The 25,500-nt window shown below is 73.0% G+C and carries 22 protein-coding genes; 12 read left to right on the top strand and 10 right to left on the bottom strand.

Annotation, left to right across the window (positions count from 1 at the left end; genetic code table 11):
* Positions 1–157: 157 nt before the first annotated feature.
* From ACFYY6_RS32010 to ACFYY6_RS32000, 3 genes are all read right to left on the bottom strand, one after another.
* Positions 158–1,990: an alpha/beta fold hydrolase gene (locus tag ACFYY6_RS32010; protein ID WP_389196894.1), complete on the bottom strand. Its 1,833-nt coding sequence runs from the start codon at positions 1,988–1,990 to the stop codon at positions 158–160.
* Positions 1,987–2,580, bottom strand: coding sequence for a TetR/AcrR family transcriptional regulator (locus ACFYY6_RS32005; RefSeq protein ID WP_389196892.1), 594 nt, complete (start codon positions 2,578–2,580; stop codon positions 1,987–1,989). The genes ACFYY6_RS32010 and ACFYY6_RS32005 overlap by 4 nt, the downstream gene beginning before the upstream one ends.
* A gap of 166 nt (positions 2,581–2,746) precedes the next feature.
* On the bottom strand, positions 2,747–2,875 hold the full coding sequence (locus ACFYY6_RS32000) for a hypothetical protein (protein WP_389196890.1): 129 nt from the start codon (positions 2,873–2,875) through the stop codon (positions 2,747–2,749).
* A gap of 2 nt (positions 2,876–2,877) precedes the next feature.
* Between ACFYY6_RS32000 and ACFYY6_RS31995 the strand changes: the two genes are divergently transcribed.
* Together ACFYY6_RS31995 and ACFYY6_RS31990 are read left to right on the top strand one after the other, a co-directional pair.
* Positions 2,878–3,078 carry a hypothetical protein gene (locus ACFYY6_RS31995; protein ID WP_389196888.1) on the top strand — a complete coding sequence of 67 codons (201 nt, stop codon included), beginning with the start codon at positions 2,878–2,880 and terminating at the stop codon, positions 3,076–3,078.
* A 161-nt stretch (positions 3,079–3,239) separates the two neighbouring features.
* On the top strand, positions 3,240–3,542 hold the full coding sequence (locus tag ACFYY6_RS31990; RefSeq protein WP_386609387.1) for a DUF1330 domain-containing protein: 303 nt from the start codon (positions 3,240–3,242) through the stop codon (positions 3,540–3,542).
* A 226-nt stretch (positions 3,543–3,768) separates the two neighbouring features.
* Here the strand turns inward: ACFYY6_RS31990 and ACFYY6_RS31985 are convergent, their stop codons facing one another.
* Positions 3,769–4,677 carry a Tn3 family transposase gene (locus tag ACFYY6_RS31985; protein WP_386609386.1) on the bottom strand — a complete coding sequence of 303 codons (909 nt, stop codon included), beginning with the start codon at positions 4,675–4,677 and terminating at the stop codon, positions 3,769–3,771.
* 395 nt (positions 4,678–5,072) lie between these two features.
* Between ACFYY6_RS31985 and ACFYY6_RS31980 the strand changes: the two genes are divergently transcribed.
* The 3 genes from ACFYY6_RS31980 to ACFYY6_RS31970 all read left to right on the top strand — a co-directional run bounded on the left by ACFYY6_RS31980 (position 5,073) and on the right by ACFYY6_RS31970 (position 7,327).
* A complete protein-coding gene (locus ACFYY6_RS31980; protein ID WP_360108503.1) occupies positions 5,073–5,255 on the top strand; it encodes a hypothetical protein in 183 nt (60 codons plus the stop codon).
* Positions 5,255–6,595 (top strand): nucleotide sugar dehydrogenase, encoded by a 1,341-nt coding sequence (locus ACFYY6_RS31975; RefSeq protein ID WP_389196886.1) that lies wholly within the window; start codon positions 5,255–5,257, stop codon positions 6,593–6,595. The genes ACFYY6_RS31980 and ACFYY6_RS31975 overlap by 1 nt, the downstream gene beginning before the upstream one ends.
* A 198-nt stretch (positions 6,596–6,793) precedes the next feature.
* Positions 6,794–7,327, top strand: coding sequence for an EF-hand domain-containing protein (locus ACFYY6_RS31970; RefSeq protein WP_351523600.1), 534 nt, complete (start codon positions 6,794–6,796; stop codon positions 7,325–7,327).
* A 130-nt stretch (positions 7,328–7,457) separates the two neighbouring features.
* On the opposite strand, the gene ACFYY6_RS31965 is transcribed toward ACFYY6_RS31970, so the two are convergent.
* The 6 genes from ACFYY6_RS31965 to ACFYY6_RS31940 all read right to left on the bottom strand — a co-directional run bounded on the left by ACFYY6_RS31965 (position 7,458) and on the right by ACFYY6_RS31940 (position 13,476).
* A complete protein-coding gene (locus ACFYY6_RS31965) occupies positions 7,458–7,892 on the bottom strand; it encodes a DUF6917 domain-containing protein (RefSeq protein ID WP_389196884.1) in 435 nt (144 codons plus the stop codon).
* Positions 7,889–8,935, bottom strand: a complete 1,047-nt coding sequence (locus ACFYY6_RS31960; protein ID WP_389196882.1) for a Gfo/Idh/MocA family protein — start codon at positions 8,933–8,935, stop codon at positions 7,889–7,891. The genes ACFYY6_RS31965 and ACFYY6_RS31960 overlap by 4 nt, the downstream gene beginning before the upstream one ends.
* Positions 8,932–10,092, bottom strand: a complete 1,161-nt coding sequence (locus ACFYY6_RS31955; protein ID WP_388652563.1) for an Ldh family oxidoreductase — start codon at positions 10,090–10,092, stop codon at positions 8,932–8,934. Before ACFYY6_RS31955 ends, ACFYY6_RS31960 begins: the two co-directional genes overlap by 4 nt.
* A complete protein-coding gene (locus ACFYY6_RS31950; RefSeq protein ID WP_388652561.1) occupies positions 10,092–11,516 on the bottom strand; it encodes a M20/M25/M40 family metallo-hydrolase in 1,425 nt (474 codons plus the stop codon). Before ACFYY6_RS31950 ends, ACFYY6_RS31955 begins: the two co-directional genes overlap by 1 nt.
* The gene (locus tag ACFYY6_RS31945) at positions 11,513–12,397 is read right to left on the bottom strand and encodes a sugar phosphate isomerase/epimerase family protein (protein WP_389196880.1); all 885 of its coding nucleotides are present in this window, start codon (positions 12,395–12,397) and stop codon (positions 11,513–11,515) included. The genes ACFYY6_RS31950 and ACFYY6_RS31945 overlap by 4 nt, the downstream gene beginning before the upstream one ends.
* A 107-nt stretch (positions 12,398–12,504) precedes the next feature.
* Positions 12,505–13,476, bottom strand: a complete 972-nt coding sequence (locus ACFYY6_RS31940; RefSeq protein ID WP_389196878.1) for a Gfo/Idh/MocA family protein — start codon at positions 13,474–13,476, stop codon at positions 12,505–12,507.
* 288 nt (positions 13,477–13,764) lie between these two features.
* On the opposite strand from ACFYY6_RS31940, the gene ACFYY6_RS31935 reads away from it, so the two are divergent.
* The 7 genes from ACFYY6_RS31935 (at position 13,765) to ACFYY6_RS31905 (ending at position 25,374) form a co-directional block, all read left to right on the top strand.
* Positions 13,765–16,470, top strand: a complete 2,706-nt coding sequence (locus tag ACFYY6_RS31935) for a DegT/DnrJ/EryC1/StrS family aminotransferase (protein WP_389196876.1) — start codon at positions 13,765–13,767, stop codon at positions 16,468–16,470.
* Positions 16,471–16,709: 239 nt separating this feature from the next.
* On the top strand, positions 16,710–17,690 hold the full coding sequence (locus tag ACFYY6_RS31930) for a UbiA family prenyltransferase (protein WP_351634165.1): 981 nt from the start codon (positions 16,710–16,712) through the stop codon (positions 17,688–17,690).
* Positions 17,687–19,066, top strand: a complete 1,380-nt coding sequence (locus ACFYY6_RS31925; RefSeq protein ID WP_388652549.1) for a protoporphyrinogen/coproporphyrinogen oxidase — start codon at positions 17,687–17,689, stop codon at positions 19,064–19,066. Before ACFYY6_RS31930 ends, ACFYY6_RS31925 begins: the two co-directional genes overlap by 4 nt.
* Entirely contained in the window at positions 19,063–20,655 is a 1,593-nt protein-coding gene (locus ACFYY6_RS31920; RefSeq protein ID WP_351523618.1) for a class I adenylate-forming enzyme family protein, read from the top strand. The genes ACFYY6_RS31925 and ACFYY6_RS31920 overlap by 4 nt, the downstream gene beginning before the upstream one ends.
* A 257-nt stretch (positions 20,656–20,912) precedes the next feature.
* The gene (locus ACFYY6_RS31915; protein WP_389196874.1) at positions 20,913–21,815 is read left to right on the top strand and encodes a class I SAM-dependent methyltransferase; all 903 of its coding nucleotides are present in this window, start codon (positions 20,913–20,915) and stop codon (positions 21,813–21,815) included.
* Positions 21,812–23,629 carry a CoA transferase gene (locus ACFYY6_RS31910; RefSeq protein ID WP_386609375.1) on the top strand — a complete coding sequence of 606 codons (1,818 nt, stop codon included), beginning with the start codon at positions 21,812–21,814 and terminating at the stop codon, positions 23,627–23,629. Before ACFYY6_RS31915 ends, ACFYY6_RS31910 begins: the two co-directional genes overlap by 4 nt.
* A gap of 29 nt (positions 23,630–23,658) precedes the next feature.
* Positions 23,659–25,374, top strand: coding sequence for a class I adenylate-forming enzyme family protein (locus ACFYY6_RS31905; RefSeq protein ID WP_389196872.1), 1,716 nt, complete (start codon positions 23,659–23,661; stop codon positions 25,372–25,374).
* Positions 25,375–25,500: the final 126 nt, after the last annotated feature.

Here is a 25,500-nt window from a genome sequence, read left to right as displayed (position 1 = left end):
GACGACAACACCAGGCCCGCATCAGTCACTACAAACGGCGCGGACACAGCCCATGACCTGGCCATCAGTCACGGCAAGCACCGTTGCAGTACTAGGAGGCGGACCAGCTGGCGTACCCGCCGTGCTCGTCGCACTGCCTCGACTGCCAAGCACCTCGTCACCGCGTTCGTGCGCGTGCCGCCCTGACGCCGGGTTCACTGTGCGAGCCCAGGAAGGTGGTCTGCGAACCGATGGCCTGAGCGACGACTTCTGAGTGCGTCAGCTGAGGATGGTGCCCCGCGCCGGCAACCACTGTCACGGTGGCGTGCGGGAGAGTGTCCAGCAGCGACTGTCCCTCAACGGTGAGCGGATCGTTGGAGCCCAGGACGATGTGGACACGCCCTGGGTAGTGCTGCAGCTTGGCCTGGAGGTCGGCACGCCACTGCGGGTTCGCCGTGGCGGCCAGAAGCCGGGCAGCGGTGGCCCCAACGGTGCCGCGGCGAAGATCCGCGACAGCCGACCGGAGCGCGGCCGCGTGGCCCGTGGCGCCGGTCAGCCGCTCGGCCAGCGCCTCGGGGGGTGTCCGCCTCAGGTACCAGCGGGTCAGGGCCGGCCACCTGGCGGTGCGGGGCGGGTGCCCCTGCAGGAAGAACGGTGACACCAGCGTGAGTTGATCCACCGCATCGGGGTGGGCGGTCGCGGCGTCGACGGCGGCCGCGGCGCCGATGGAGTGACCCACCAGGTGACGGGCACCGGTCTCGGTGACCAGCGCGGTCAGCCAGGACTGCCAGTCCTCGCGGCGTCCGGCGCTCATGCCCAGCCCCGGCAGGTCGACGGCGCGCGCGTGCCCGACCGCCGTGACGACCGGCGCCCAGGTGTCGGCGTTGACCGGCAGACCGGGCAGCACCACCGTGGGTGCGCCTGCCTTGCCGAGCTCGAAAGTCCGTATCCCGCCCAGCTGGGTGAATCGTCTGTCACCTGCGGGGGCGTCGCCGAAGCGGTGGGCTGCAAGGTGGTCGGCCCAGCGGCGGATCGTCGTGGCGGTGTCCGGCATGGCCAGCCCGTGCCGGGCGGCGAAGGCACGGGCCGAATCGGTCGGGTAGCGGTCGGTCGACAAAAACGTCAGGGTCTCCGGATCAGCCTTGGTGAGCCACTGGGGCAGCTGCTTGAGCAGGGACACCGGGACCCGTGTCCTGGGTGCCTTGACCCCGTAGTGCTCCGCTATGAGCGTGAGCAGGTCGGGCAGTGCGGGCGTGCCGTCGTCCAGCGTCCAGTACGCAGTGCGGTGGCTGGCCTCGTCCATCGGAAGGAGCGTCATGAAACGGGCGAGGTAATCGACCGCGATCACGGGGACGAACGTGTGCCCGTTGCCCGGGAGCGCGGGAAGCGAGCCGTGCCAGAGGTCTTTCACATTGGAGGCGAGTCCGAGGTACTGGTCGGACTCCCCGGTGGCGCTGTCGCCGATTACGCTGGCCGGGTTGACGATGGACCAGGGAACGCCCAACTGCCCTGCCAGGTCTTGGAAGACGGCGTCCGCCTCGGCCCTGGACGCCTCGTAGGCGCCCAGGGCCCGGTAGGTCTCCTGTCGATACTCCTCGCTCCACGGGGCGGCGTCCTGCCCGCCCACGCGGTATCCGGAGACCTGAACCAGGCGGCGCAGGTTCGGCAGCCGCGCCGCGAACGCGACGACCGCGCGGACGCTGTCAACGTTGGCGCGACGCGCCTCATCCACCGACATGCCGAACCGGTAGGCGCCGGCGCAGTTGTAGATCTCGGTGATGTCGTCGCACTCGCCGTCGATCAGTGACGCCTTGGCGAAGTTGACCCGGAGGTCGGTCGGGACCTGGTCGTACCCGCGCCCGGCCAGCCACCGAGTCAGCCGCTGGTAGGACTCATGGCTCCGGCTGGCCGTGCTGACTCGAACGCCGGCCTGGCCGAGCGCGAGTACCAGGTGGCGCCCGATGAAGCCGCTCGCACCCAGCACCAGTGCATGCCGGTTCTCCGGGCTCATGCCGAAGCCTCCGCGCTCTGTTCCAGCAGCACGGCGATCGCCTGGGCGGCGCAGTGCAGCGGCTCGGTGGACCGCTGGGCACGCGAGACGATCACCGCTCCTTCCACCATGCTGACCACGGCTGTCGCCAGGACCCGGGCGACGGGACGAGGGCGGCCGTGCGCACTGAGCAGGTCACTTATCGGCGCGATCCATGACTCGAAGGCATGGGCGCAGGCGTCTCGCAGACGTTCGCTCTGCGCACCCATCTCCAGTGTCACCACCGAGACCGGGCATCCCAGCTGGAAGCCGCTGTCGTTGAGCATCTCGGCCAGTTCGTCGATCACACGGCGTACCACCTCACCCGGCGTGGCCGACCCTCGCGCCGAGTCGGCGACGAGAGAGCCAAATCGCGCGGCCGCCAGCTCGACGGCCTTCTCTCCGAGGGCCTCCTTCCCCTGAGGGAAGTGGAAGTAGAGCGACCCTTTCGGGGCGCCCGCGTGCTCCACCACCGTGTTGAGTCCCGTGCCGCTGTAGCCGTGCCGCTGGATCAGTTCCAGCATCGATTCCGCCAGTCGCGAGCTGGTCCTGGCTCCCTTGGTTCCATCCATGACTCAAGAATAGACCGGTCTATAGATTTTGTGAAGCGTCTCAAGCTTGTCGCAGCGATGTCCACGTCGGAGCCGAAAGCGGGAGTGGCGGTTGTTTCAGGGGTTCAGCCAAGGTGAGCCCAAAAGGGGCAGTGAGACGATCTTGAAGCCTTGGGGCTGGCCAGGGTCAGTCGTTCTGGAGTGCGGCGAACCCGGCGTGGGCCTGGGTGACGGCTTCGGGGTATGCCTGGCGCTTCTCGTGCTCGGCGAGTGCCCGGTAGATGCTGGCCAGGCCCGGGTTCTGGCCCTTGCGCAACGGTGATCGGTCTGGTGCTGCTCGGCGTCCTGGGGCTCGCCGCCGGCGGGTGCGTGTGCGTGGTGTGGGCGGATCACGGCGGGCCCCGATGGGTCCATGCCGTGGCGGCCGTGACCCTCGCCGCGGGCGAGCGGGTGCGCCGCTCCTCGCGGAACCGGCGCCGACGCGTGAACGGGAACTCCGGCGACGGCCAGCCGTGCTGACGGGGGCGAGGCCGGCGGGCCGGCGCGGGGGGCGGATACTGGATCACGGTCCGCCCGGTGGTGATCCGTCGCCGTCCGTGGCGGCCGCCCGGGCGCCGCGTCGATCCCGCGCGTCCGGGGCCCTGTTCGCCCTGCTTCGCGCGGATCGACGAGGAGAGACCATGCCCGCCCTGCTCATACTGAACTACGACGTGACCGACCCTCAGCGCCTGGACGCCTACCGCCGGGCCGCCGCCCCCGTCCTACTGGGCCCGGACGCGGGGGAACTGCTCGCGAGCACCGACCGGACCGTCCACCTGTCCGAGGGCGGGCGGCCGGCCGGCGGCACCCACACCGTCGTCCTGCGTTTCGCCGACGTCGAACAGGCCCGCGCCGTCTACGAGTCCGAGCAGTACCGGGAACTGCTGGAGGAGCGCCTCGCGGCCACCCGCCCGTTCACGGCGATGATCGTGCCCGCCCTCTGAGGCGGGGCCGCGGCGGCGTAGGTGTTACGACCTCGTCCACGATTGGCAGCGGCATCGCGGTGTCTGGGACCTCCGCCTCCGGCGTTGTCGTCAGTCCCCGACGCTCCTTCCCCAAGCTCTCAGCTGCGTTCGAGCAGGGGAGACCCCATCCGACTCCCTCCTCCGCCTTGGATTCGAAGGCCCCAGACGCCGCTCCTTCCCCCGCTGCCAATCGTGGACGAGGTCGTTACGGGACGCGGAAGCCAGTGCACTGCCGGCAGGCGGCGGCATCGCCGTTTTTCCACTTGGCCATCGCCGCCCGGGCGCTGACCTTCTCCTGCCACTCGTGGTCGGCCGGGCAGCACCACCACGCGTCGAACATCGCCTTGGCCGCGATCCGGCCGGGGGTCAGCGAGCCGTTGCGCTCTGGGTGCCAGGTCGCGGCGAGTGCGGGGCTGGCCTCGGCGAGCGTGGCCGCGGCGGGCCGGCCCGGCCTTCCTGTCGGTTCGTCCGTCATGCCGCTGCCGCCTTGTCGTCGTCGCCGAGCACGCTGAAGTCGACGTCCAGGCGGGCGGGCGTCGTAGTCGTCGGGGGTGATGCCGAGTTCGTGGGTGGAGTACTCGCCGAACCGCTTGATGTGCTCGGTCAGGTACGGGGAGACCTGCGCGAGGTCGAGGGGGTCGACGGGGCGGCCCTCGGCCTGGAGCTCGCGCACGACGTCGGCGATATCCCTCGCCCGCAGCGGCGCGTCCGAGAGGTAGCGCAGCAGCTGGACGGTGCGGATCACCTTGCCGACCTCGCGGAACACGGTGTAGGTGGCGTTGCGCCGGGAGCCGGAGCGCAGGCGCCGCAGCAGCAGGACGGAGGAGATGGCACCCTCGCGGATGGAGACGATGACCCGCATCAGGTCGCGGAAGTGGGTCTCGATCAGGCGCCAGTCGATGACGTTGCGGCCGGCCTCGCCGAACAGGGCGTCGATGTGCTCGTACTGGGCGGTGCGCGAGGGGCGGAAGAACAGCAGGTCCTTCCAGTTGCGGATGCGGGGCATCAGGTCGATGCCGAGCAGGTGGGCGATGGCGAAGACCGGGTAGCTCTGGCCCTGGGTGTCGGCGTGGATCGTCGTGGGCTTGACCTCGGAGGTGTTCTTCAGGGTCACCACAAGTGACAGTCGGTGACCTCAAGGATGCGGGGGTTCCTTGTCGAGAGTGGCGGGCGCACTTCGGCCAGCACCCGGGCGACAAGCCTGCCCGGACGACAAAAAAGGAGCGGAGCGTAGCGGCTGCCGTTCCCGCCCGATGTCGCTGTCAGATTCCGTCACCCATACGTGTGCATATCCCCCTGCGGCGGCCGTGAAAGCCTTCTGCGAGCCCCAAAATATCCAGTGTCCACGAACTCTTCGTGCGCACCGCTACAGGAGGTTGGAAATTGCATCGCTTCGGGATTGCAACCGTACTCGCCACCGCGGGTGCGCTTTCCGTATTCGTACCGGCGGCTCATGCCGCTCCCGCGAGCGGTGGTGACGTCGCAGTTTTCCGCACCGAGGTCTCTCCGGTGACCGTGTACGAAAATCCCCGGGGCTGTCACAAACTCCCGGTCGATTCCCATGTGCTGGTGAACCGGAGCGACCGTCCGGTGACCGTGTATGGCGACCCGCTCTGCCTGACGCCCGGACTGGTGGTGCAACCGGGGCACGGCGCCCATGTCGTGCCCGGCAGCGGCAGCTTCTCCGGCTGATGGGGGACTCGCTACAGGCCGCATCCGCGGCCTCCTCGGCCCGGCTGCCACGGCAGACGCCGTTACCGGGGCCGGGGGGCCGGCCCGCCGAGCTGGTGGTCGTCGGGCTCGGGCACGTCGGGCTGCCGCTCGCCCGCGCCGCCTGCGCCGCCGGGATCCGGGCCGTCGGACTCGATGTCTCCGGCCGAGTCGTGTCCGGTCTCGGCTCCGGTCGTTCACATGTCGGCGGCGTGGCGGACGACGAGGTCGCGGGGATGCTGGAGCGCGGCTTTCACGCCACGGCCGACCCCGGCGTCCTGAGCGGCGCGCGCACGGTGGTCATCTGCGTGCCCACGGGACTCACCTCGGACGGCGGGCCGGACCTCTCGGCGATCGAGGAGGCCACCGCGGAAGTGGGCCGCGCCCTCTCTCCCGGAACCCTCGTGGTTCTGGAGTCCACCAGCCATCCGGGGACCACGGAAGGCATCGTCAAGCCACTGCTGGAAAGGGGGAGCGGACTTGTCGCGGGTCAGGATTTCCATCTCGCCTACTCCCCCCAGCGCATTGACCCAGGAAATCTCGAATGGGGAGTGGAGAACACGCCGAAAATCGTCGGCGGATACACTCCTGAATGCGCGAGACGCGCGGTCGCTTTCTATTCTGCCTTCATTCGAAACCTCGTCCTCGCAAAAGGGGTTCGCGAGGCCGAGATGGCCAAGCTTCTGGAAAATACCTACCGTTATGTCAATATCGCCCTGATCGACGAGGTGGCGCTCTACTGCCACCGTGCCGGAATCGATGTCTGGGACGTACTGCACTGCGCCGGGACAAAACCCTTCGGTTTCGGCCGCTTCACCCCCGGGCCGGGCGTGGGCGGCCACTGCATCCCTGTCGATCCCCGTTATCTCGCCGTCGAGGCCGAGCGGCAGGGCTTCTCCTTCCGGTTGCTCGCCGCCGCCCGGGAAGTGCTCGACGCCATGCCCGGACATGTCGCCGGGAGGGTGCTCGAACTGCTCGACACCCATGGCGTCAAGGCCGAGGGAGCCAGAGTGCTGCTCCTCGGCGTCACCTACAAACCGGACGTGGCCGACACCCGCGAGACGCCTGCCAGGGCCATCGCGGCCCGACTGCTGGAGACCGGGGTCCAGGTCGGCTACCACGACCCGTACGTGGAGCACTTCCACGTGGGCGACGCCCCACTGCCCCGGTCCACCGACCTGGAGGAGGCGCTCGGCACCGCCGACCTCGTCGTCCTCCTGCAGCCCCACTCCTGCTACGACCCCCAGGCGTTGAGCCGCTGTGGCCGCCCCGTCCTCGACACCCGGGGAGCGCTCGCCGGGCGGCTCGTCACCCCGCTCTGAACCCGGCCCGCATACGCGCGTTCCCGATTCCGTGCCCCGCCCCGTACCGGGCGGTGGCCCCCTGCTCGCACGCCGGTCCGGCGTGCGCGGCCGGGTCCCGTTCCCCGGTGTGCCGATGGCCGGGACCCGGTTCTTCACCGCGATGCCGCGGACAACGCGATACCGCGGATAACGAGAAACATGAGAAGGAGTACAGACATGACCAATGCCCTGGCCAAGGACCGGCTGCGCAAGCGTTTCGCCCGCTGGGACGTGGACGGCAACGGCCTGCTGGAGCTGGAGGACTTCCGGCAGGAGGCCGCCCGCATCGTCTCCGGATTCGGCGCGACGCCGGACTCCCCCGGGGTGCGGGCGCTGCACGACGCCTTCGAGGCCCTCTACACCCACCTCGCCGAGCAGTCCGGGAGCAGCGCCCGGGAGGGCATCTCCGAGCAGGGCTTCCTGCAGGCCACCGAGCAGCTGCTGTTCACCGAGGGTGAGGCGGCGTTCAACCGCGCCCTCTCGCCGGTGGTGAAGGCCCTCGTCACCCTCTCCGACAGCGATGGCGACGGATCGCTCGACGCCACCGAGTTCGAGGCGTGGCTCACCGGGATCGGTCTGCCGCGTACCGAGGCCGCCGAGACCTTCAGCAAGATCGACGCGAACGGTGACGGAAAGCTGAGCGAGGACGAACTGCTGCGCGTGGTGCGTGAGTACCACTACGGGCGCCTCGACGTCGAGCTGCTGGGCTGAGTCCGGTCCACCACAGGCCGGGGCCGGTGGCCGGACTCCTCGTCCGGCCACCGGCCCCGGTGCGTTTCCCCGGCCCCGGCTGCTCCCGGTGGTTCTCCCGGTCGCCGCGGGTCTCCTGGGCCTTCCCCCCTCAGTCCTTCGAGCCCTCCCCCGCTGCCTGCTGCCCGTCGAAGACGACCGGGGACTCCGGGCGCAGGTCGAGCGAAGCCCCGGTCAGCAGAACGGGGCTGTGGACCAGGATGTTGTAGTGGTTCGGGAAGTGGCAGCCGTCGAAGCCGAGCACCGGCCCCACCTCGATGCCGCCGATCCGCAGCACGTCCCCGCGGTCCACCACCCCGCCGCACTCCATCTCGGCGAAGCCGAGGAAGCCGACACGGTCGATCCTGGCCCCCGCGACCGGGGCCCACTGGTCCGTCACCACCAGCTCGTGCACCTCGCCGGCGCGCACGCAGCGGCCGGCCCACTCCAGCAGGCTCATGCCCCGGTCCGTACGGCTGTGCAGCAGCACCTTGACCAGGGTGGCGCGCACGGCCCTCTTGGGGCCGTCCTCGACGGTGTTCCTCATGTCCGGGCCTCCTTGGCCTCGCGGGCCTTCCGGGCCCCGCTGTCGTCCGGGCGCCGGGACGGCTCCGGCACGAGCGGTGTGTCCGGGCGGGCCGCCTCGCGCGCGTACGCCGCGGCGACGAGGTCGAGACAGGCGAGGCCGCCCCCGGCGCCGTCACCCGTTCCGCCTCCCGTGCGGTCGGCGGTGCCGGTCCTGTTCGTGGCGGTGCGGAGTCCGGCGAACTCCACGAGGATCCGTTCGTACTCGTGCCACAGCGAACCCTTGAAGCCCGGATGACCGGCGAGCAGGTCGGCGTGGAACGCGCGCCCGTCCGCGAGAGTCACCGTGACGTCCTTGGCCTCCCCCGGGTACGACCAGTCCAGCAGCACCTCCGCCTCCGCTCCGTCGTCCGCCCGCAGCCGCAGGTGGGCCGTGCGGTCCATCCCGGCGGCGTCCCGGCCGACGAAGGAGTGCGTCAGTGCGACATCGCCGAGCAGTTGGCGTACGAGGTCGAAGGCGTTGGGCCCGTTGTCGGCGACGCAGCCGCCACCGCACCGTTCGGGCTCCAGGTACCAGGACTCGCCTCCGGTGTGTTCCTCGATGCGTTCCAGGTAGCGCACCCGGACGGTGCGCACGGGCGAGCCCGCGGCCGTGACGGCGGATCGCAGGTCCCGGAAGGCGTCGTTGTGACGGCGGTGGAAGGCGGTCAGCAGCGGGGTTTCGAACTCGGCGGCCAGGCCGGCGAGTTCGCGTCCCTGCGCGGCCGTGAGGGCGAGCGGTTTCTCGACGCAGACCGGTACGCCCGCGGTGAGTGCCGCCCGGCACACCTCGGCGTGGGCGTCGTTGGGAACGGCGACCACCACACCGTCGAGGGGGGTCTCGCGCAGCATCGCGGCGGCGTCGGTCCAGCCGGGCACCGCGTCGCCGTGCCGGCGCAGCGCCTCGGGGCGGGCGTCGCAGACCGCGGCGAGCCGCCAGTGCGGGGAATGCTCCAGGGCGGCCAGGTAGTAGCGGGAGATGGCGCCGAGGCCGATCACCCCGAGGGCCGCGCGGGTGGCCGTCACGGGCGTTCGCCCCCCGCGTTCCGGGAGCGGGGGGAATCGGGCAGGGGGTGTCCCGCGTCGAACAGGCCCAGGCCGGTGAGTTCCTCGTGGAGCCAGGTGGGCAGCTCAACACCCTCGCGCCGTCGGTGGAGCGCCCGTTCGGCCTCCCGCCAGCCCGGGTAGCGGACCTCCTCGTCGGTTCCGGGCGCGGGCGGGCTCGCATTGACCGTTCCGAAGAGTTCGCGCATCGCCTCCGCGAAGCCGTCACCGGGGCGCAGCCGTCCGGGGTCGACGGCGAGCAGCAGGAAGCCGATGCCGTCGTCGGTCCCCCGCGACTCCTCGTCGTCCGCCAGGGCCTGCGGGGCGGGCCCGCTGGCGCTTCCGGAGAGCCCGGCGGCGAGCACCTCGACGGCCAGGGCGAGGCCGAATCCCTTGTACGCCCCGGTCTCCGGGTCCCCGCCCAGCCAGCGCAGCCGGGCCTCGCCCCGGTCGTAGGCTCCGGGATCGGTGACGGGGGTGCCGTGCTCGTCCTCCAGCCATCCCGGCGGCACCGGTTCCTCGTGCCGTGCCGCGAGGCGGAGCCGGCCGGTGGGTACGGCCGTGGTGCTCATGTCGAGGACGAAGGGGTGGCCGGGGAGGGCGGGGGCGGCCACGGCGAGGGGGTTGGTGCCGAGCAGCGGCAGCGCCCCGCGGGGGGCCGGGACGAGCCGTTGGCCTCCGCAGTTGCTCGCCACGAGGCCCACCATTCCGGCCGCCGCGGCACGCCCCGCGTGGAAGCCGGCGCATCCGAAGTGGGTGCCGCCGCGTACGGCGACGAGTCCGATGCCGTGCTTCCGGGCCCGTGCCACGGCGTCGTCCATCGCCTCGGCCGCCGCCCACAGCCCGAGGGCGCGCCGGTGGTCGATGACGGCGCAGGCGCCGAGGTCGGTCACGGTGGTGGGTTCGGCGCGCGGGTCGCAGCGTCCGGACTCCAGCAGCGGGAGGTAGAGCCGGGCGAGGTTGAACAGTCCGTGCGAGGGAAATCCGCTCAACTCGCCGTGGCAGAGCGCCTCGGCGGCGGTGCGGGCGCGGGCGGCGGGGATGCCGTGGCGAGTGAAGAGGTCGGTGAGGGCGTCGAGCAGCCGTTCGTGGGCGACGAGGACGGAGGACGCCCCGGCCTGACGGACGGTGGTGGTCATCACGCGGTGGTACTGCCTTTCGGGTGAACGTTCCCCTGGGCGGGGACGGGGGCGTTGACGGGATCGGGTCGGGCGGGCTCCTCGGCGAAGGCGCCCAGGAGGCGGGCGACGATCCGGGCGAAGCGCTCCAGGTCGTCGAGGTCGATGAACTCCCCTTGCGCATGTGCGTGGTTGGCGTCCAGGGAGCCGGGGCCGAGGACCGTGGTGTGGGTGCCGGGCAGCCCGCTCGCCCAGATCGCGTCGCAGGTGAAGCCGGGGTCGTCGGGGCGTGCGGGGAAGGCTCCGGCCGCGCTCAGCAGCGCCTCGGCCCACGGGTCGCCGTTGCGCAGGGCCGGCAGGTCCCGTTTGTCCCAGCGCAGCCGGACGAGCCGGGCGGCGTCCTCGGCGGTGCGGGCGAACGCGTGGGTGGCGCCAAAGCGTTCGGTGAACGCGGCCAGTCCGGAGCCGAGGGCGTCGGTGAGGGCGGCGGCGAGCCGTGCGCCGTCGGCTCCGGTGCCGTAGGAGAGGTTGAGGAGGAGGGTGCCGGTGCCGTAGACGCGGTTGTGGCGTTCGCCGGTGTGCAGCCCGGCCACGCAGACGCGGGTACCGGGGACGGCGCCGTCGAGGCGGTGGGCCAGGTGCTGGGCGAGGTGGCCGAGCAGGACGGTGGCGTTGTGCCCGGCCTCGGGCCGGTCGTCGATGGCGTCCTCGCCCTCGACGGTGATGCGTGCCGTCATGGCGGCGGTGGCGCGGGGCAGGGAGCGCAGCCCGGTCGGCTCGCAGAAGACGTTGATCCGTCCGTAGTGACCGGCGGCGATCAGCGGGCGGGTGCCGTAGGTGCCCATCGCCCCGCCCTCCTCGCCCGCCACGGCCTGCACGAGGACGGCCACGTCCCGGCCGAGCGCCGGGTGCGCGGCGGCAGCGGCCCGGATCCCGGCGAGCAGGGCCACTGCGGGCCCCTTGGCGTCGACGGCCCCCCGGCCGTGGAATCGGCGGCCGTCGAAGCGGACCGGTTCGGCGCCGGCCACGGTGTCGAGGTGCACGTTGAACATGACGGTGCGGGCGGGCGACAGCCGGGGCCCCAGGCGCAGCAACAGGCTGGGCTGGGCGGTGAGGAAGCCGGGGTCCGCGCGGGCCGCCTCCCGTACCACCACGGGGACGCCTGGGCGTTCCAGCCAGCTCGGATCGGCGGGAGCGTGTTGCACGACGCCCAGCCCGCAGGACGCGGCGGCCGCGGCGTAGAGCTCCTGCGCGGTGCGCAGGGGGTGTTCGTCGTCGGTGCCGCCTTCGGTGCCGACCGTAGTGCCGCCGACTTCGGTGCCTCCGTCGGCGGAGCCATCGAGCGGGCCTTCCAGGGGGCCGGCCGTGGGCAGGTCCAGCAGACGCAGGAGGAGTTCGCGGTCGCTCGCACGCAGGAGTGGTGATGGCGGAAGGGGTGTGTTCACGGGTTGCCTCCGCCGGGGCCGTGCTCCGCCGGGGCGTCGTCCGCCGGGGCGTCCAGGAGTTCCGCCAGGCGGCGGCCCGCCCGGACGAAGAGGTCCGCCGCGTCCTCGCCCGGCCGTGCCAGGCCCTCGTGGGGGCGCACGGCGAGGTGGGGTTCGATGGAGTACGCGCCGTCGTAGCCGGCCTCCGCGAGCATCCGCAGACAGGTGCGGACCTCGGCCTCGCCGTCGCCGGGGAGTGTGTAGGCGGTGCCTCCCGCCGCGTCGCGCACGGCGTCCTTGACGTGGACGTGGTCCACGTACGACAGGAGCGGGCGCAGCAGTCCGGCGGCCCGGTAGCCGTACGGGACTCCGTTGCCGATGTCGAAGAGCAGGCGCAGGGCGGGGCTGTCCACCTCCTCCAGCAGGCGCAGGGCGCGTGCCGCGTCGTCGCCCGCCCAGCCGGCGCAGTTCTCATGGAGCAGAGTGAGTCCGGCCGACTCGGCGCGGTCCGTGAGGCGGCGCAGCCGTTCGACGGCCCTGCGGCCCCATTCCGCGTCCGACAGACCGTCGTTGGGGTACGACATCACTCTGACGCGGCGGCAGTCGAGGAGGTCCGCGTACTCCTCCAGGACGCGCAGTTCGTCGAGGTCCTGCGCGAAGTCGGAGGTGATGGGGCGGGCCCAGTTGCCGATGCGGGAGGCGAGGCAGACCGCTCGGGTGCCGGACTCGGCGAGGCGCCGGGCCATGGTGCCCACCTCGTCGCGGGGGAGCTCGGCCAGGGGGACGCCGTCCACGGAGCGGATTTCGACCGCGGTCCAGCCGAGTGTCCGTACGACGGCGAGCTGGCCGTCCAGGCTCGCGGCGGCCTCGTCGGTGAGGCCGGCCAGGACTGGGCGGGCCACGGGTCCGTGCGGCCCGCAAGCCGTGTGGTCCGAGGGGGCGGGGGCCGTGCGGGCCGGAGGGCCGGCGGTCGCACGGACCGAAGGGTCGGGGGTGGCGGGGCGGTGTGTCATAGCAGGGCCTTCGCCTCGCAGACGAGACGGGCCGCTTCCGCGGTGGTGGCGAAGTGCCCGTGCGAAAAACCGGGGGAATCCTCGGTGGCGAAGTCCTGGTAGGCGGCGTGGAAGAAGGCGAGGAGGGCGTCGTCACGGAAGATCTGGGGCGCGCGGCCGGGGAGTTGGAGCTGGGCGTGGTCGTCGTCCTCGCCGACCGGGTAGTGCGCGACGACGGTCGCGTCCCGGAACTCCAGCTCCGCGCTGCGGCGGCGGACGGGCGAGGTCAGGTCCGAGCGCAGTGTGGTGCGGACGCCGTCGGTGTGGTGCAGTTCGACCCGTGCCCCGCCGAGGTGCGGGCGCGCCTCGTGGTCGGTGCGCAGTTCGGTGCAGGAGGCCCGTACGACCTGGGCCGGACCGCAGAGGTGTACGGCGAGGGCGAGCGCGTGCGGGATCTCCACTTCCAGGGCGGTGCGGTGAGAGCCCGAGGCGAGCGACCGGGTGAAGCGCGGTTTGTCCTGGTCGATGGTGAGCCGCCGCAGGGGGCCGTAGGGCTGTTCCGTCACCAGTCGCCGCAGCCGCGTGGTGAGTTCGGCGGCCAGCCAGTGGGTGACGGCCGTCAGTCGGATGCCCGCTCGCCCGCGCAGCCGGAGCAGGTCGGAGAGCTCGTCCCGGGTGGTGGCGATCGGTTTCTCGATCAGCAGGTGTCTCACCCCGTGGTCCGCCAGTTCGCGCAGCAGCGGCAGCCGGTCGTGCGGCGGGGTGCACACGTGGGCGACGGTCGTCCGCGGGTCGTGCACATGGCGCAGAGCCTGTTCCGGTGAGGTGGTGAGGACCACGCCCGACAGATCGCGCGCGAGGTCGGGGCGGGGATCGCAGCCGATCACCGGTCCCAGCCGGATCTGCCCGGACCGTGCCAGGTTCCGGAGCGCCTTGAGGTGCAGTCCGGCTCCCGAGCGGCCGAGTCCTACGACCAAGGGCTGTAACAAGGTGGCTCCTTCGAGGAGGGAAGAACGGAAGGAAGGAACGAATAAGGGGGGCGGGCATGGCGGCGCGACCGCCCGTCGTTCTGTGTGATGTCGGAGTCGGTGTCGGCGCGGTGCCATGGGCCTGCGCCCGTCGCGCGGGGTGGTCGACGAAGGAGCGGAACGGGCTCCCGGCAGCCGGAACGCGCATGCTCCGGTGTCCCCGGCGTGTTTCTGCACGGATTTCTACACGGACCTTTTCGACACCATCGCGCCGACGTCAAGCCAAGTGGGAAATGAACACCGCAAAGTGTGAAGCGGAAGGGTTTCCGCTACCGGCCGGGTTTCCCCTTCGGCCACGCTGATCCCACGTGCACCGCGGATCGGAAGGGCGTCAGGGTGGGGGCGGGTTTGGAGATCAACAGCCTTGCGGGACAAGGGATTCGGGGCGGAGCACCGGACCCCGGAGGGTCCTCGTCACCCGTCCCGTTCTTCTCCCAGGCGAGGGGATTCCAACGGCTGTGGCCGCTGGTCGAACAGAATCTTGAGTGCGTGTTCGGCAGTGGGAAATTCTCCCACGGCGCTCAGGTCGCGGAATGGGAAAAGGCACTGTCCGCCCTCACCGGAGCCCGGTACGCGATCGCCGTGAACAGCGGTACGGACGCGCTCGTGCTGTTGCTGCGCGCCTGCGGGCTGCGCCCCGGCGACGAGGTACTGGTGCCCGCGTACTCGTTCTTCGCGACCGCCTCATCCGTGGTCCTCGCGGGCGGCGTCCCCCGCTTCGTGGACATCGACCCCGCCACCTACGCCATGGATCCGGGCGCCCTGGCCGAGGCGGTCACCCCGGCCTGCCGCTTCGTCATGCCCGTGCATCTCTTCCACACGATGGCGGACATGGCGGCGATCGGCGAAGTGGCGCGGACCCATGGGCTCACGGTCGTGGAGGACAGCGCCGAGGCGATCGGGATGCGGCGGGGCGGTCGGCACGCCGGGCTCTTCGGAGCGGGCGGGGTGCTCTCGTTCTTCCCCAGCAAGACCCTCGGCGCCCTCGGCGACGCCGGGGCCGTCCTCACCGACGACCCCGAACTGGCCTGCACGGTCGACGCGTTGCGTCACCACGGACGGGCCGGGCACACCCTCGACAACTTCCCGGCGATCGCCACGCAGAGCAGTCGGCCCGGGGTGAACAGCAAGATGGACGATGTGCAGGCCGCCGTCCTGCTGGCGAAGTCGACCACGCTGGAGGAGGACATCGCCCGCCGCGCAGCCCTGGCGGCCCGCTACACCGAGCGGTTGCGCGACATCCCCGGCGTGCTGCGGCTGCCCCGGTCCACCGCCCGGCCCGAGCGGGACGACCGCGATGTCTTCTACGTCTATCTGATCGAGGCCGAGCGCCGTGACGACCTCGTCGCCCATCTCGACGCCCACGGGATCGGGACCGAGGTCTACTATCCGGTACCCCTGCCCCGGCAGCCCGCCTTCGCCGGGCTCGGCTGCCGCGACCGGCGGTTCCCGCACGCGGAGGCCGCCGCCGGACGGGCCGTGGCGCTGCCGCTGTACCCGGACCTCGGCACCGAGGAGATCGACCGGGTGTGCGAGGCGGTCGCCGACTTCTACGTACGGCAGGCCGCCAGGGCGCCGCGTGCCCCGGCAGTCCCGCACACCCGGCGCGGGACTGCCGAAGAGGTGCGTGGCGAGGCGGGCGACGTGTCGGCCGCGGAATGTACGGAGGCCGCGGGACGTATGGAGGCCGCGGGACGTACGGAGGCCGCGGGCCGTGCGGAGACCGTGGACACGCTCCCCGCAGCGCCGGACGCGGACGACGCAGCCGCGGACGGCAGGGACGCGGACGACCGGGCCGGGATCGGGGCCGTCGGCGCCTCCCATGTGCCTCCGGTCCGCGTCGAGTTCTTCCCCCGGAAGCTCTTCGAAGCCGACCGGAAGGAACTGATCGGTCTTTTCCGCGAGGTGGCCCTGGACCCCTCCCAGCGCTTCATCCTGGGCTCCCGCACCGAAGAGTTCGAACGGGTGCTGCGCGATTCCCTCGGCGCGCCCGACGTGGTGCTCTGCGGCAGCGGCACCTCCGCGCTCGAACTCGTCCTCACCGCGATGGAGGTGGGCGCCGGGGACGAGGTCGTGGTTCCCGCCTTCGGGTGCGCCCCGCTGGCCGCCGCCGTCGTCAACGTCGGGGGCACCCCGGTCTTCGCGGACATCGACCCGCACACCATGGTCGTCGACCCCGACGACGTGGAGCGCCGCATCGGCCCTCGGACCGTCGCGCTGATGCCCGCCCACATGTTCTCGGTCATGGCGGACATGCCCCGCTTCACCGCCCTTGCCCGACGCCACGGGCTGCGGCTCGTGGAGGACTCTGCCGTCGCCCAAGGGGCCGTGCTCGGCTCCACCCCCGCGGGGCTGTGGGGCGACGCCGGAGTCTTCTCCTTCGTGCAGGTGAAGTCCTGCGGGATGCCGGGCGAGGGCGGTGCCGTGGTGACCCGTGATTCCCGGCTGGCCGCGCGGGTACGGATGCTGCGTAACCACGGGCAGGACGGACGGCAGCGCTTCGTGCACCACCTCGTCGGCCGCAACAGCCGCTTCGACGAGGTCCAGGCGGCCTTCCAGTTGCACCGGTTCGACGGTTTCCCCGAGCGCCTCGAACGGCGTGCCCGGATCGCCGACTACTACACCGAGCGCTTCGCCCCGCTCGCCGGGCAGGGAATCGTTCCGCCCCCGGCGGGCCGCGACGGCCGCTGCTACTACGTCTACACCCTGCTGGTCGAGGAACGGGACGCGTTGCGCGCCCACCTCGACCGCGCCGGGGTCGCCACCCACGTCTACTACCCGTTGCCGCTGCCCGAGCAGGCCGCCTTCGCCCCGTACGCGCCCGTCGGCGAACAGTGGCCCCGGGCCCGGGCCGCCGCCGCCCGCGCGCTGTCGCTGCCGGTGCACCACCTGCTGAGCGACGCCGAGGTGGAGCACGTCGCCGACAGCGTGTGCGCCTTCACGGCCGGACGCTGAGACCGCCGCCGGAGGCCCGCGGGCCTCCGGCACCGGGCCCCGGCCCGGGTTCCGACCGCAAGCACCACGGCTCGGCTCGAACCGGCAAGCACCGGCCCGAGCCGGATCCGCCCGGTCCCGTACCGGGCATGCCCGTACGCACCCATCCCCTGGTCCGCCGTCACCCGCGTGCCGCCGGCGGACGACACAACACGGCAAACACAACACAACAACACGACACGAAGGACCGAGAAGAACCCATGACACAGAGCGTCACGGCCGGCGCCGGGGCAGTGCCCGCCGCGTCCCGGCCGGAGAGCAAGCTGCGCAGTTACCGCAGGCTGGGCAAGCTCGACGTCTTCGACTACTACCTGAGCACCCCGGTGGTTCTCGCCGCCGTGCTGCTGCCCCTGACCCCCGGGCTCGACAAGCGGTCCGTCGCCACGCTCGTCCTCTTCCTGCTCGGGCAGGTGCTCGTCATCATGGCGATGGTCGCGCTGGACGACGTGACCGGCTTCCGCGACGGGAGCGACATCGCCAACTACGGCCCCGACGACCCGCTCCGCAACAAACTGCGCAAGCCCCTCGTCGCCGGGACCCTCAGCGAGCGCGAGGCGCTCCGTTTCGCCTGGGTCTGCGCGCTGGCCGGGGCGGTCGTGTGGGCGCTCACCGTCGCCCTCGCCCCGCACCGCCCGCTGTGGGCGCTGATCCTGCTGGGTCTGCTCTACGTCGTCTCCCTCCAGTACTCCTACGGGCTGAAGATCAGTTACCACGGCTTCCAGGAGGCGTTCCTCGCCGCCCTGGGACTCGTGCTCGTCATCGCCCAGTACGGGCTGCTCACCGGGGAGTTCAGCGGTTTCCTGTTCGTGCAGGGCGTGCTCTTCGGCTTCGGGCCGCTCATGTTCGGGGTGTACTCCAACACCAACGACATCGAGGGCGACCGTGCCGTGGGCCGTCCCACGGTCGCGGTCCTCGTCTCGCCGCGCGGCAACGCCCTCTTCATCGGCGCCCTGTCGGCCGCCGAGTACCTGCTCAGCGTCGCCGCCTCGGCGACCGGGATCGCTCCCTGGTGGTTCGCGCTCGTCATGCTCCCGGCCGGCTGCCTGCGGCTGCGGCAGTACCTCACCGGCTTCCGTGCCGACAACATCATGGCCGCGCGACGCATCGGCTTCCGCGTGCACCGGCTGGGCGTCGTCCTCCTCGTCGTGGCGAACCTTCTCGTCGGGGCGGGGGCCGCATGAGCCGGCCCGTCTCCCCCGACCTGGACGTGGCCGTCGTCGGCGCTGGTCCCGCCGGGCTCACCGCCGCCCACGAGCTGAGCCGTGCCGGGCTGAGCGTGCGCGTCTACGAGAGCCACCGCGAGGTCGGCGGCCGGATGCGCAGCTTCCGCCACGAGGGCTGGACCGTCGACCGGGGCGCCGAGCAGGTCCCGTCCCGGGGCTACCGCGCCACCTGGGAACTCCTCGACCGTCTCGGTGTCCGCCACGCCGAGGTGCCCCGCATCGGCGGCGAGGTCGCGGTGTGGCGCGCGGGCCGGGCCCGGCCCGGGGTCGGCGGGCCCGCCGCCCTCGTCGACGGCGGTGCCGGGCTCGGCCCGGCCGCCCGCCTCGACCTCGTCCGGCTGCTCGGCCGGATCGCCCGCGACCGCCGCCGCTACGACGGGGACCGGCCAGACGACACCCCTGTCGGAGCCGCCACCGTCCGCGCCATGGCCGGGCGTTACCACCCCGATCTGCACGACTACCTGCTCCAGCCGCTCGTCGGCTGCTGCTTCGGCTGGGACACCGCCCGCTCGGCCGCCGCCCCGATGCTGAGCCTGCTCGCCGAGGTCGGCCCGCCCTCCGGCTGGCGCACCTACCTCGACGGCATGGACCTGCTCACCCGGCGGCTCGCCGAAACCGTCGAGGTCGAGACCGGCCGCGCCGTGCGCGAGGTCGTCCAGACCGAGGACGGGGCCCGGCTGCGCCTCGACCACGGCGAGGTGACCGCCCGGGCCGCCGTTCTCGCCGTACCGGCCCCGCTCGCCGCCGCGCTCCGGCCCGAAGCACCGCCGGACGAGGGCGAGTACCTCGGCGCCTGCACCTTCAGCTCCGCGCTCAAGGTCAGCTGTCTGCTGGACCGGCCCCTCGCCCCCACCGCCGACGGCCGCCCGCTCTATCTCCTGCTGACCCCCGCCGTCGAGGAGGACGTCCTGACCGCCGTCATCGCCGACCACGTCAAACACCCCGGCCGCGCCCCGCACGGCCGGGGGCTGCTCACCCTCATGGCCGCCCCGGGGACCGTACCCGGACTGGCCGAGTGCCCCGAGGCGGAGACGAAGGCCCGGCTGATCGCCGCCGCCGAGCGCTATGTGCCCGGACTCGGCCGCGCCACCCGGCACAGCTTCGTGCACGCCTTCCCGCACGCTCTGCCGGAGGCCACCCCGCGCGCGCTGCATCTGCGCGAACGCTTCATGCGCCGCCCCACGCGCCCCGTGGAGTACGCCGGTGACTGGGTGATGCTGCGACCCGCCTCCGAAGGGGCCGTACGCTCCGGGAGCCTCGCGGCCTCCCGCGTCCTCAGCCGCCTCGGCTCCCGGCGAACCCATTCCGAACGACAGTTGGAGACTGCCCGGTGAAGCCGTACGACATGGGTGTGCTCTTCGACGAGGCCGCGGAGCGCGGCCACACCACCGTCGTCCACCTCGACCGGCCCTTGGACCTCGCGCCCGAGGACGGCACCCGCTGGACCGTCCCCGCCCTCGCGGATCTGGTCGCCACCACGGCGGCACGGCTCGCCGCGGCCGGGGCCCGCCCGGGCGACCGCGTGGCCGTCGTCAAGGAGAACCACTGGGACTACGACCTCCTCGCCTGCGCGGCGGTACGCGCCGGGGCCGTACCCGCCCAGCTCTCCGGACAGCTCGAACCGGCGGTCCTGGCCACGCTCCTCGCCCGGCTCGAACCGGCCGTGCTCGTCACCTCCGCCGCACTGCTGGAGCGCTGCCGGGCCACCGGGAACGACCTCGCCTCCCTCGTCGGCACCACGCTCACCGTGGACGAGGCCGCACCACGCGCCGTACCGCTGGCCGATGTCGCTCCGGGGCCCGCGGTGCACCGCCGCCGCCACGACGACGAGCCGCTCGTCATCAACCACACCTCCGGTACCACCGGGGTGCCGAAGCTCGTCGTGCACTCCACGCGCACGATCATCCGCAAGCTCGCCCGCTTCGAGGCCGTCCCCTACCCCGGCATCGGCGTACGCCGTGACGACACCCTGCTGCACGCCGGCTCCTACGCGCACGGGCGCACCTTCTGCTGGACGGGCGTCGCCTTCTCGCGCGCCCCCGAGGCCATGGTCCTGCTGTCCGGGGCGGACCCCGACGCCGCCGACCCGCTGCTGCGCGCACACCCGCCCACCATCGCCGAGGCGCTGCCGAGCACGTACGTCCGTCTCCAGGAACTCACCAGCCGCCTCGACAACGCCTTCCGGCGGGTACGCCTCTTCATCAGCACCTACGACGCCGTGCACCCGCCCACGATCCGCGCCTATCTGGCGGCCAGTCGGCGCCGGAACCCGGTGTGGATGCAGGGCTGGGGTCAGACCGAGACGGGCCCGCTCACCTTCCGCTTCCACACCCGCCGCTCCCCGGGGGACGGCGAGCGCACCGCCACCGCCCGCGACCTGGGCCGCCCCATCCCCGTCAAGACCCGGCTGCGCGTGGTCGACCCACGCACCCAACTGCCCCTGCCACGCGGCCGGACCGGGCTCCTCCAGGCCCGGACCGCCGCCCTCGCCCTCGGCTACGTCGGCGAGGAGGACCGCTGGGCCGACAAGCAGCACCAGGGCTGGTGGAACACCGGCGACATCGGGCTGCTGCGCCGCGACGGCAGTGTCCGTCTGCTCGACCGCGAGGTCGACAACCCCGGCCGGATCAGCTGTCTGGAGACCGAGGACCGGCTGGAGGAACGGCTTCCCGAGGCACTGGAATGCGTCGTCCTCGGCCGCCCGGACGACAAGGATCCGCTGCCCGTCGTCGTCACCCGGGACGGGTGCCTCGACCCGTCGCGCTGGAAGACCGCCGCGGACGAACTCCCGCCCCTTGCCGATCCCGTCGTGCTCACCTGGGACGAGGTGCCGCGCACCGGGACCGGGAAGGTGCGGCGCGCCGCCCTGCTGCGGCAGCTCACGGGCGACTCCGAGACCTGCGGCACCGGCCGCTGGACCTGACCCCCGCCCGTCCGGGCCTCGGCCTTTCTGTCCTGGGCCCGGCCTGTCCGTCCCGGCCCCCATCCGGTCCCTCCCGGGCCCGGCCCTGTCCGTCCTGGGCCCGATCCGGTCCCGCCTGGGCCCGGTTCGTGATCCCCGTGTCGGGGTGTGATCGCCGCTCACCACACACCGCGCCAAGCCCCAACTCACCTGACACACCGTCAGTCCAACCGAGCCCCCAGTCCCATCGAGTTCCAGCCCCACCGGAGGAGAACACCGTGCCGCAGCCGACGGCCGCCCGCCCCACCCCCGCCCAGCCCGGGCCGGAGCACGTCTCGCCCGATCCGGGATCGGCCCGGCCCGCAGCCCCGGAACAGGTCCGGCCCGACCCCGGGTACGCCTTCGACAACGCCACCCCGCACAGCACGGAGCAGCACCGCTGCCTCGCCGCCGCCTACGACCCCGTGACCCTGCCCCGGCTCGCCGCCACCGGTGTCGGTCCGGGCTGGACGTGCCTGGAGGTCGGCGCGGGCGGCGGCAGCGTCGCCCGCTGGCTCGCCGGACGCGTCGGCCCCGGCGGCTCCGTGCTCGCCACCGACCTCGATCCGCGCCACATCTCCCCCGCCCCGCACCTGGAGGTGCGCGCACACGACATCGTGCGCGACCCGCTCCCCGAGAACCACTACGACCTCGTGGTGGCCCGCCTGGTCCTCCAGCACCTGCCGGAGCGGCGCGCGGTGCTCGACCGGCTCGTGCGTGCGTTGCGACCCGGCGGGGTGCTCCAGATCGACGAGTTCGACACCTCCTACGAGCCCCCGCTGCTCGCTCCCGACGCGGAGTCCGAACAGCTCTACACCGCCTTCCTCGCGGCCAAGTCCGCCGCCTTGCGCGCCTCGGGGGGCGACCCCCACTGGGGCCGGCGCGTTCCTGCGGCACTGCGGGAGGCCGGGCTCGTCGCGATCGACGTCCGCCCGTACGTCGAGGTGCGGCACGCCGGATCGGCCAGCCTCCAGCTCCAGCTCCACCACACGCATCACCTGCGCGACCGGCTCCTCGCCCAGGGGATGACGGATCGTCAACTCGACTGCATTCGGGAGCTGATGACCGATCCGGGCTTTCGCGCGGCGTCCAGCGTCCTGTACTCGACACAGGGCCGGAAGCCCGGAGGAACTCCCCGATGAGCATCGCCTTCTCCGCGCCCTCCCCCGCACCCCTCGCCCCTCCGGCCGCCCCGCCGGTCGTCGGCGAGGTGGCGGCACGGCTGCTGCGCGACACCCTCGGGGACACCGGAGACACCCGGGACACCGGGGTCGCCGGACCGTGCGCCGTGCGCCGTACGGCCGACTGGGCCGGGCCCGTGGCCGAGGATCTCGACGGGGAGGGCGCCGTCCAGGCGGCCTGCGGGATCATGCACGTCCACGGCAGGGCGGGCGGCGGGCCGCTCCCGCTCGCCGTGGACTACGCCGCCACCGCGGCCGGGGTGCTCACCGCCCAGGGTGTGTCCGCCGTACTGCTCGCCCGGCACCGGGGGCTGGAGCTGCGCGAGGTACGGACCTCCGCGGCGCAGGGGGCGCTGCTCGCGCTCTGTCAGTACCTCGCCGAGGCCACGGCCCCACCGGACGAGGGCGCCGCACCACGGATCCCCGTTCCGTCCGGCAGGGCCGCGTCCGGTGCGGCCCTTGGCGGTGCGACGCTCGTGTCGGCGGAGGGCGCGGCCTTCGAGCTGGAGACCCTCGATCCCGAGGCGTGGCGGCGGTTCTGGGCGCGGCTCGGGATCAGCGCACGGGTGGCGGGGCGCGGCTGGTCCCCGTTCCAGCAGCGGTTCGCGACCGCCGTCTGCGTACTGCCGGGGGAACTGCGGGAGGCCGCCCGTACCGCCCCGCTCGACGCCCTTCGCGCGGCCGCGCGGGCGTGCGGCGTCAGCCTGGTCGCACTGTCGGACGACCCGGTGCCGCCCGGACTGCCGGAGCCCGTACGGCTGGTACCGGCACCGGGCGGCGCGTGCGTCCCCCGGCCGGGCGGCGGGCCCGCGTCGCCGGGCGCTCTCCCACTCAGCGGCATACGGGTCGTCGAGTCCACCCGCCGGGTCCAGGGCCCGCTCGCCGGGCACGTACTGGAACTGCTGGGCGCCGAGGTGATTCGCGTCGAACCTCCGGGCGGCGACCCGATGCGGGGGCTGCCGCCGCTGGCCGACGGCTGTTCCGCCCGCTATGCGGCGCTCAACGCGGGCAAGGCCGTCGTGGAGGCCGACCTGCGTACCGCCGAGGGCCGTGCGGTGCTGTGCGAACTCGTCGCGGACGCCGACGCGTTCGTGCACAACTGGGCGCCCGGACGTGATGTGCGCCTCGGTCTCGACGACGAGGGGCTGTGGCGGGTGCGACCGGACCTGGTGTACGCGGGTGCGTCCGGTTTCGGGGACGCCTACCCGCCCGAGCACACCCCGATCGGTACCGACTACCTCGCCCAGGCCCGCAGTGGCCTCGCCGCCGCCCTGCGCCCGGCCGGGGAGCCGCCCGCGCCGTCGCTCATGACGCTGACCGACGTCCTCGGCGGTCTCGTCTGCGCCCAGGCGGTCGTGGCCGGGCTCCTGCGGCGGGCGAGGACCGGGAGCGGTGTCCGTGCCGAGACCTCGCTGCTCTCCGCCGCCGCCCTGGTGCCGCGTCCGCCCGTACGCCGCGCGGCGTGGTCGCCGTTGGAACTGCCGTTGCGTACGGCGGACGGCCACCTGTACCTGGGCGAACGGGCCCGCGCCGACCTGGCCGCGCTCGCCCGGGTCACCGGGACGGCGCACGCCGCTCCGGGGGCCGTCGCCGGGCGCTTCGGCAGGCGCACGACCGGGGAGTGGCGGGAGCGGCTGCACTCGGCCGGGCTCGGCGCCACCGAGGTCCGCACCGATCTGAGCGCCCTCCCCGCCGACCCCGTCTTCCGGGACGCCGTCGTCCCGGCCCCGCCCGGTGGATACGCGACGGTGCGCAGCCCCTGGACGTTCTCGTGACGGGCGCGGTGCGGGAAGCCGCGGCCCGCATGCGCACCGTTCCCGGGGCACGCCGCGACGGTGTGTGGACCTCCCGGGCCGGTCTGGCCGTACCCGACCTCGTTCCGCGTGCCGAGCGCCGCGCCTGGACCGAGGAGGGGCTGTGCCCGGACCGCGACCTCTACGCCCTGTTCCGGGAGCGGGTACACCGCCATCCCCGTCGGCAGGCGCTGGTGGAGAGCGGCGACCCGGCCGACGGGGGGCTCGACTACGCGGGGCTGGACGCCGAAGTCCGCCGCATCGCCGCGCTGTTCACGGAGGCGGGGCTCGGCGCCGGGGACGTCGTGGCGTTGCGGCTGCCCGGCGGCAGGGACGCGGTCGCCGCCGAACTCGCCGTGTACGCCATCGGGGCGGTCGCCCTCCCGCACCCGCCGGGCGGGGACGACCGGGACACCCTGGCCCTGCTGGGGCGCTCCCGCGCGCGGGCCGCCGTGCTCGCCGACCGCGCCGATGCGGCCGTGTGCGCGCGACTGCCTCTTCTCGACGTGGTGTTCGGCACCGAGCGGGGGATGGCGGGCACACGTTGGCTGGGCGAGCGGGCCCGGCGCCCATGGCGTCCCGTACCGGTGGACCCGGCCGCGCCCGCCCGTGTCCTCGTCTCCTCCGGCACCGAGACCGCGCCCAAGATGGTCGCCTACGCCCACCAGGCGATGGCCGGGGGCCGGGCCGCCTATCTGAGGGCACTCGATCCGGACGCGGCCGTGCGCCGCCACCTGGTCCTCGTACCGCTCGGCTCCTCCTTCGGGTCGTGCGGTGTCGTCACCCTCGTCGCGCTCGGCGGCACGCTCGTCGTCCCGCCGTCGTTCTCGGTGCCCGAGGCGCTGCGTGCCCTCGCCGTCCACCGCCCCACCCACGTCTTCGGGGTGCCGACGATGCTGCGCCGGATCGCCGAGAACTGTCCGGCGGACGCCGGGGACTTCCCGGGGCTGCGGGCCCTCGTCTCCAGCGGTGCCGCCCTGCCGCACGGCACCGCTCGGGCGTGCGCGGAGCGTTTCGGCCGGCCGGTGCTGACCGTGTACGGCTCCTCGGACGGTGTCAATTGCCATACGGTCTGGTCGCCCGGCGCCGAGGACGGGCGCGTCGGGAGACCGGACCCCGCGGTCGCGAGCATCCGGATCACGGGCCCCGACGGCGACCCGGTGCCGCCGGGCGCTTCCGGGGAGATCCAGGCCAAGGGCCCCATGACCCCGCTCTGTTACCTGGCCGCCCCCGAACTCGACGCCCGCTACCGGACCCCGGACGGATGGGTGCGCACGGGCGATCTCGGCCGGATCGGCCCCGACGGGCGCCTGTACGTCCTGGGCCGCATCAAGAACGTGGTGATCCGCGGCGGTCTGAACATCAGTCCCGCCGAGGTCGAGGCCGAGCTCGCCCACCACCCGGACGTCGCCGAGGCGGTCTGCGTGCCGGTCCCCGACCCGGAGCTGGGCGAACGGCTCTGCGCCTGCGTGCGCCCCGTACCGGGCGGCCCCGTTCCCGCCCTCGCCGATCTCAACGCCTTTCTGCTGGGCCGGGGTCTGGGGAAGCGCAAACTGCCCGAGCGATTCCTCCATGTCCCCGTCATGCCGCTCGGCCCCACCGGCAAGGTCTGCCGACGCACACTGACGGACCGGGCGGGGGACGCCTTCCGGGGAACGGCCCGTCAGGGCGTGTTTCGCGGCCTCGAGGAGAGTCGCCGTCGTGGGGCGGCAGGAAGCGGCGGTTGAGCGTGTCGAACGTCATCCGCCGCGGCGCCAGCACACCTGACGGCAACTCAGTGCCCACGGCGGCGGACGCCCGGCGTGCCGGGGCCGCTCAACGGCAACAAGCCGCCCCGCCGGGGACCTCCCCGC

The sequence above is a fragment of the Streptomyces sp. NPDC001750 genome (genome assembly GCF_042892615.1).
In the GTDB taxonomy this organism is placed as follows: domain Bacteria; phylum Actinomycetota; class Actinomycetes; order Streptomycetales; family Streptomycetaceae; genus Streptomyces.
Note: the sequence above shows the minus strand (reverse complement) of the source record. Positions and strands in the feature narration are given on the sequence as shown.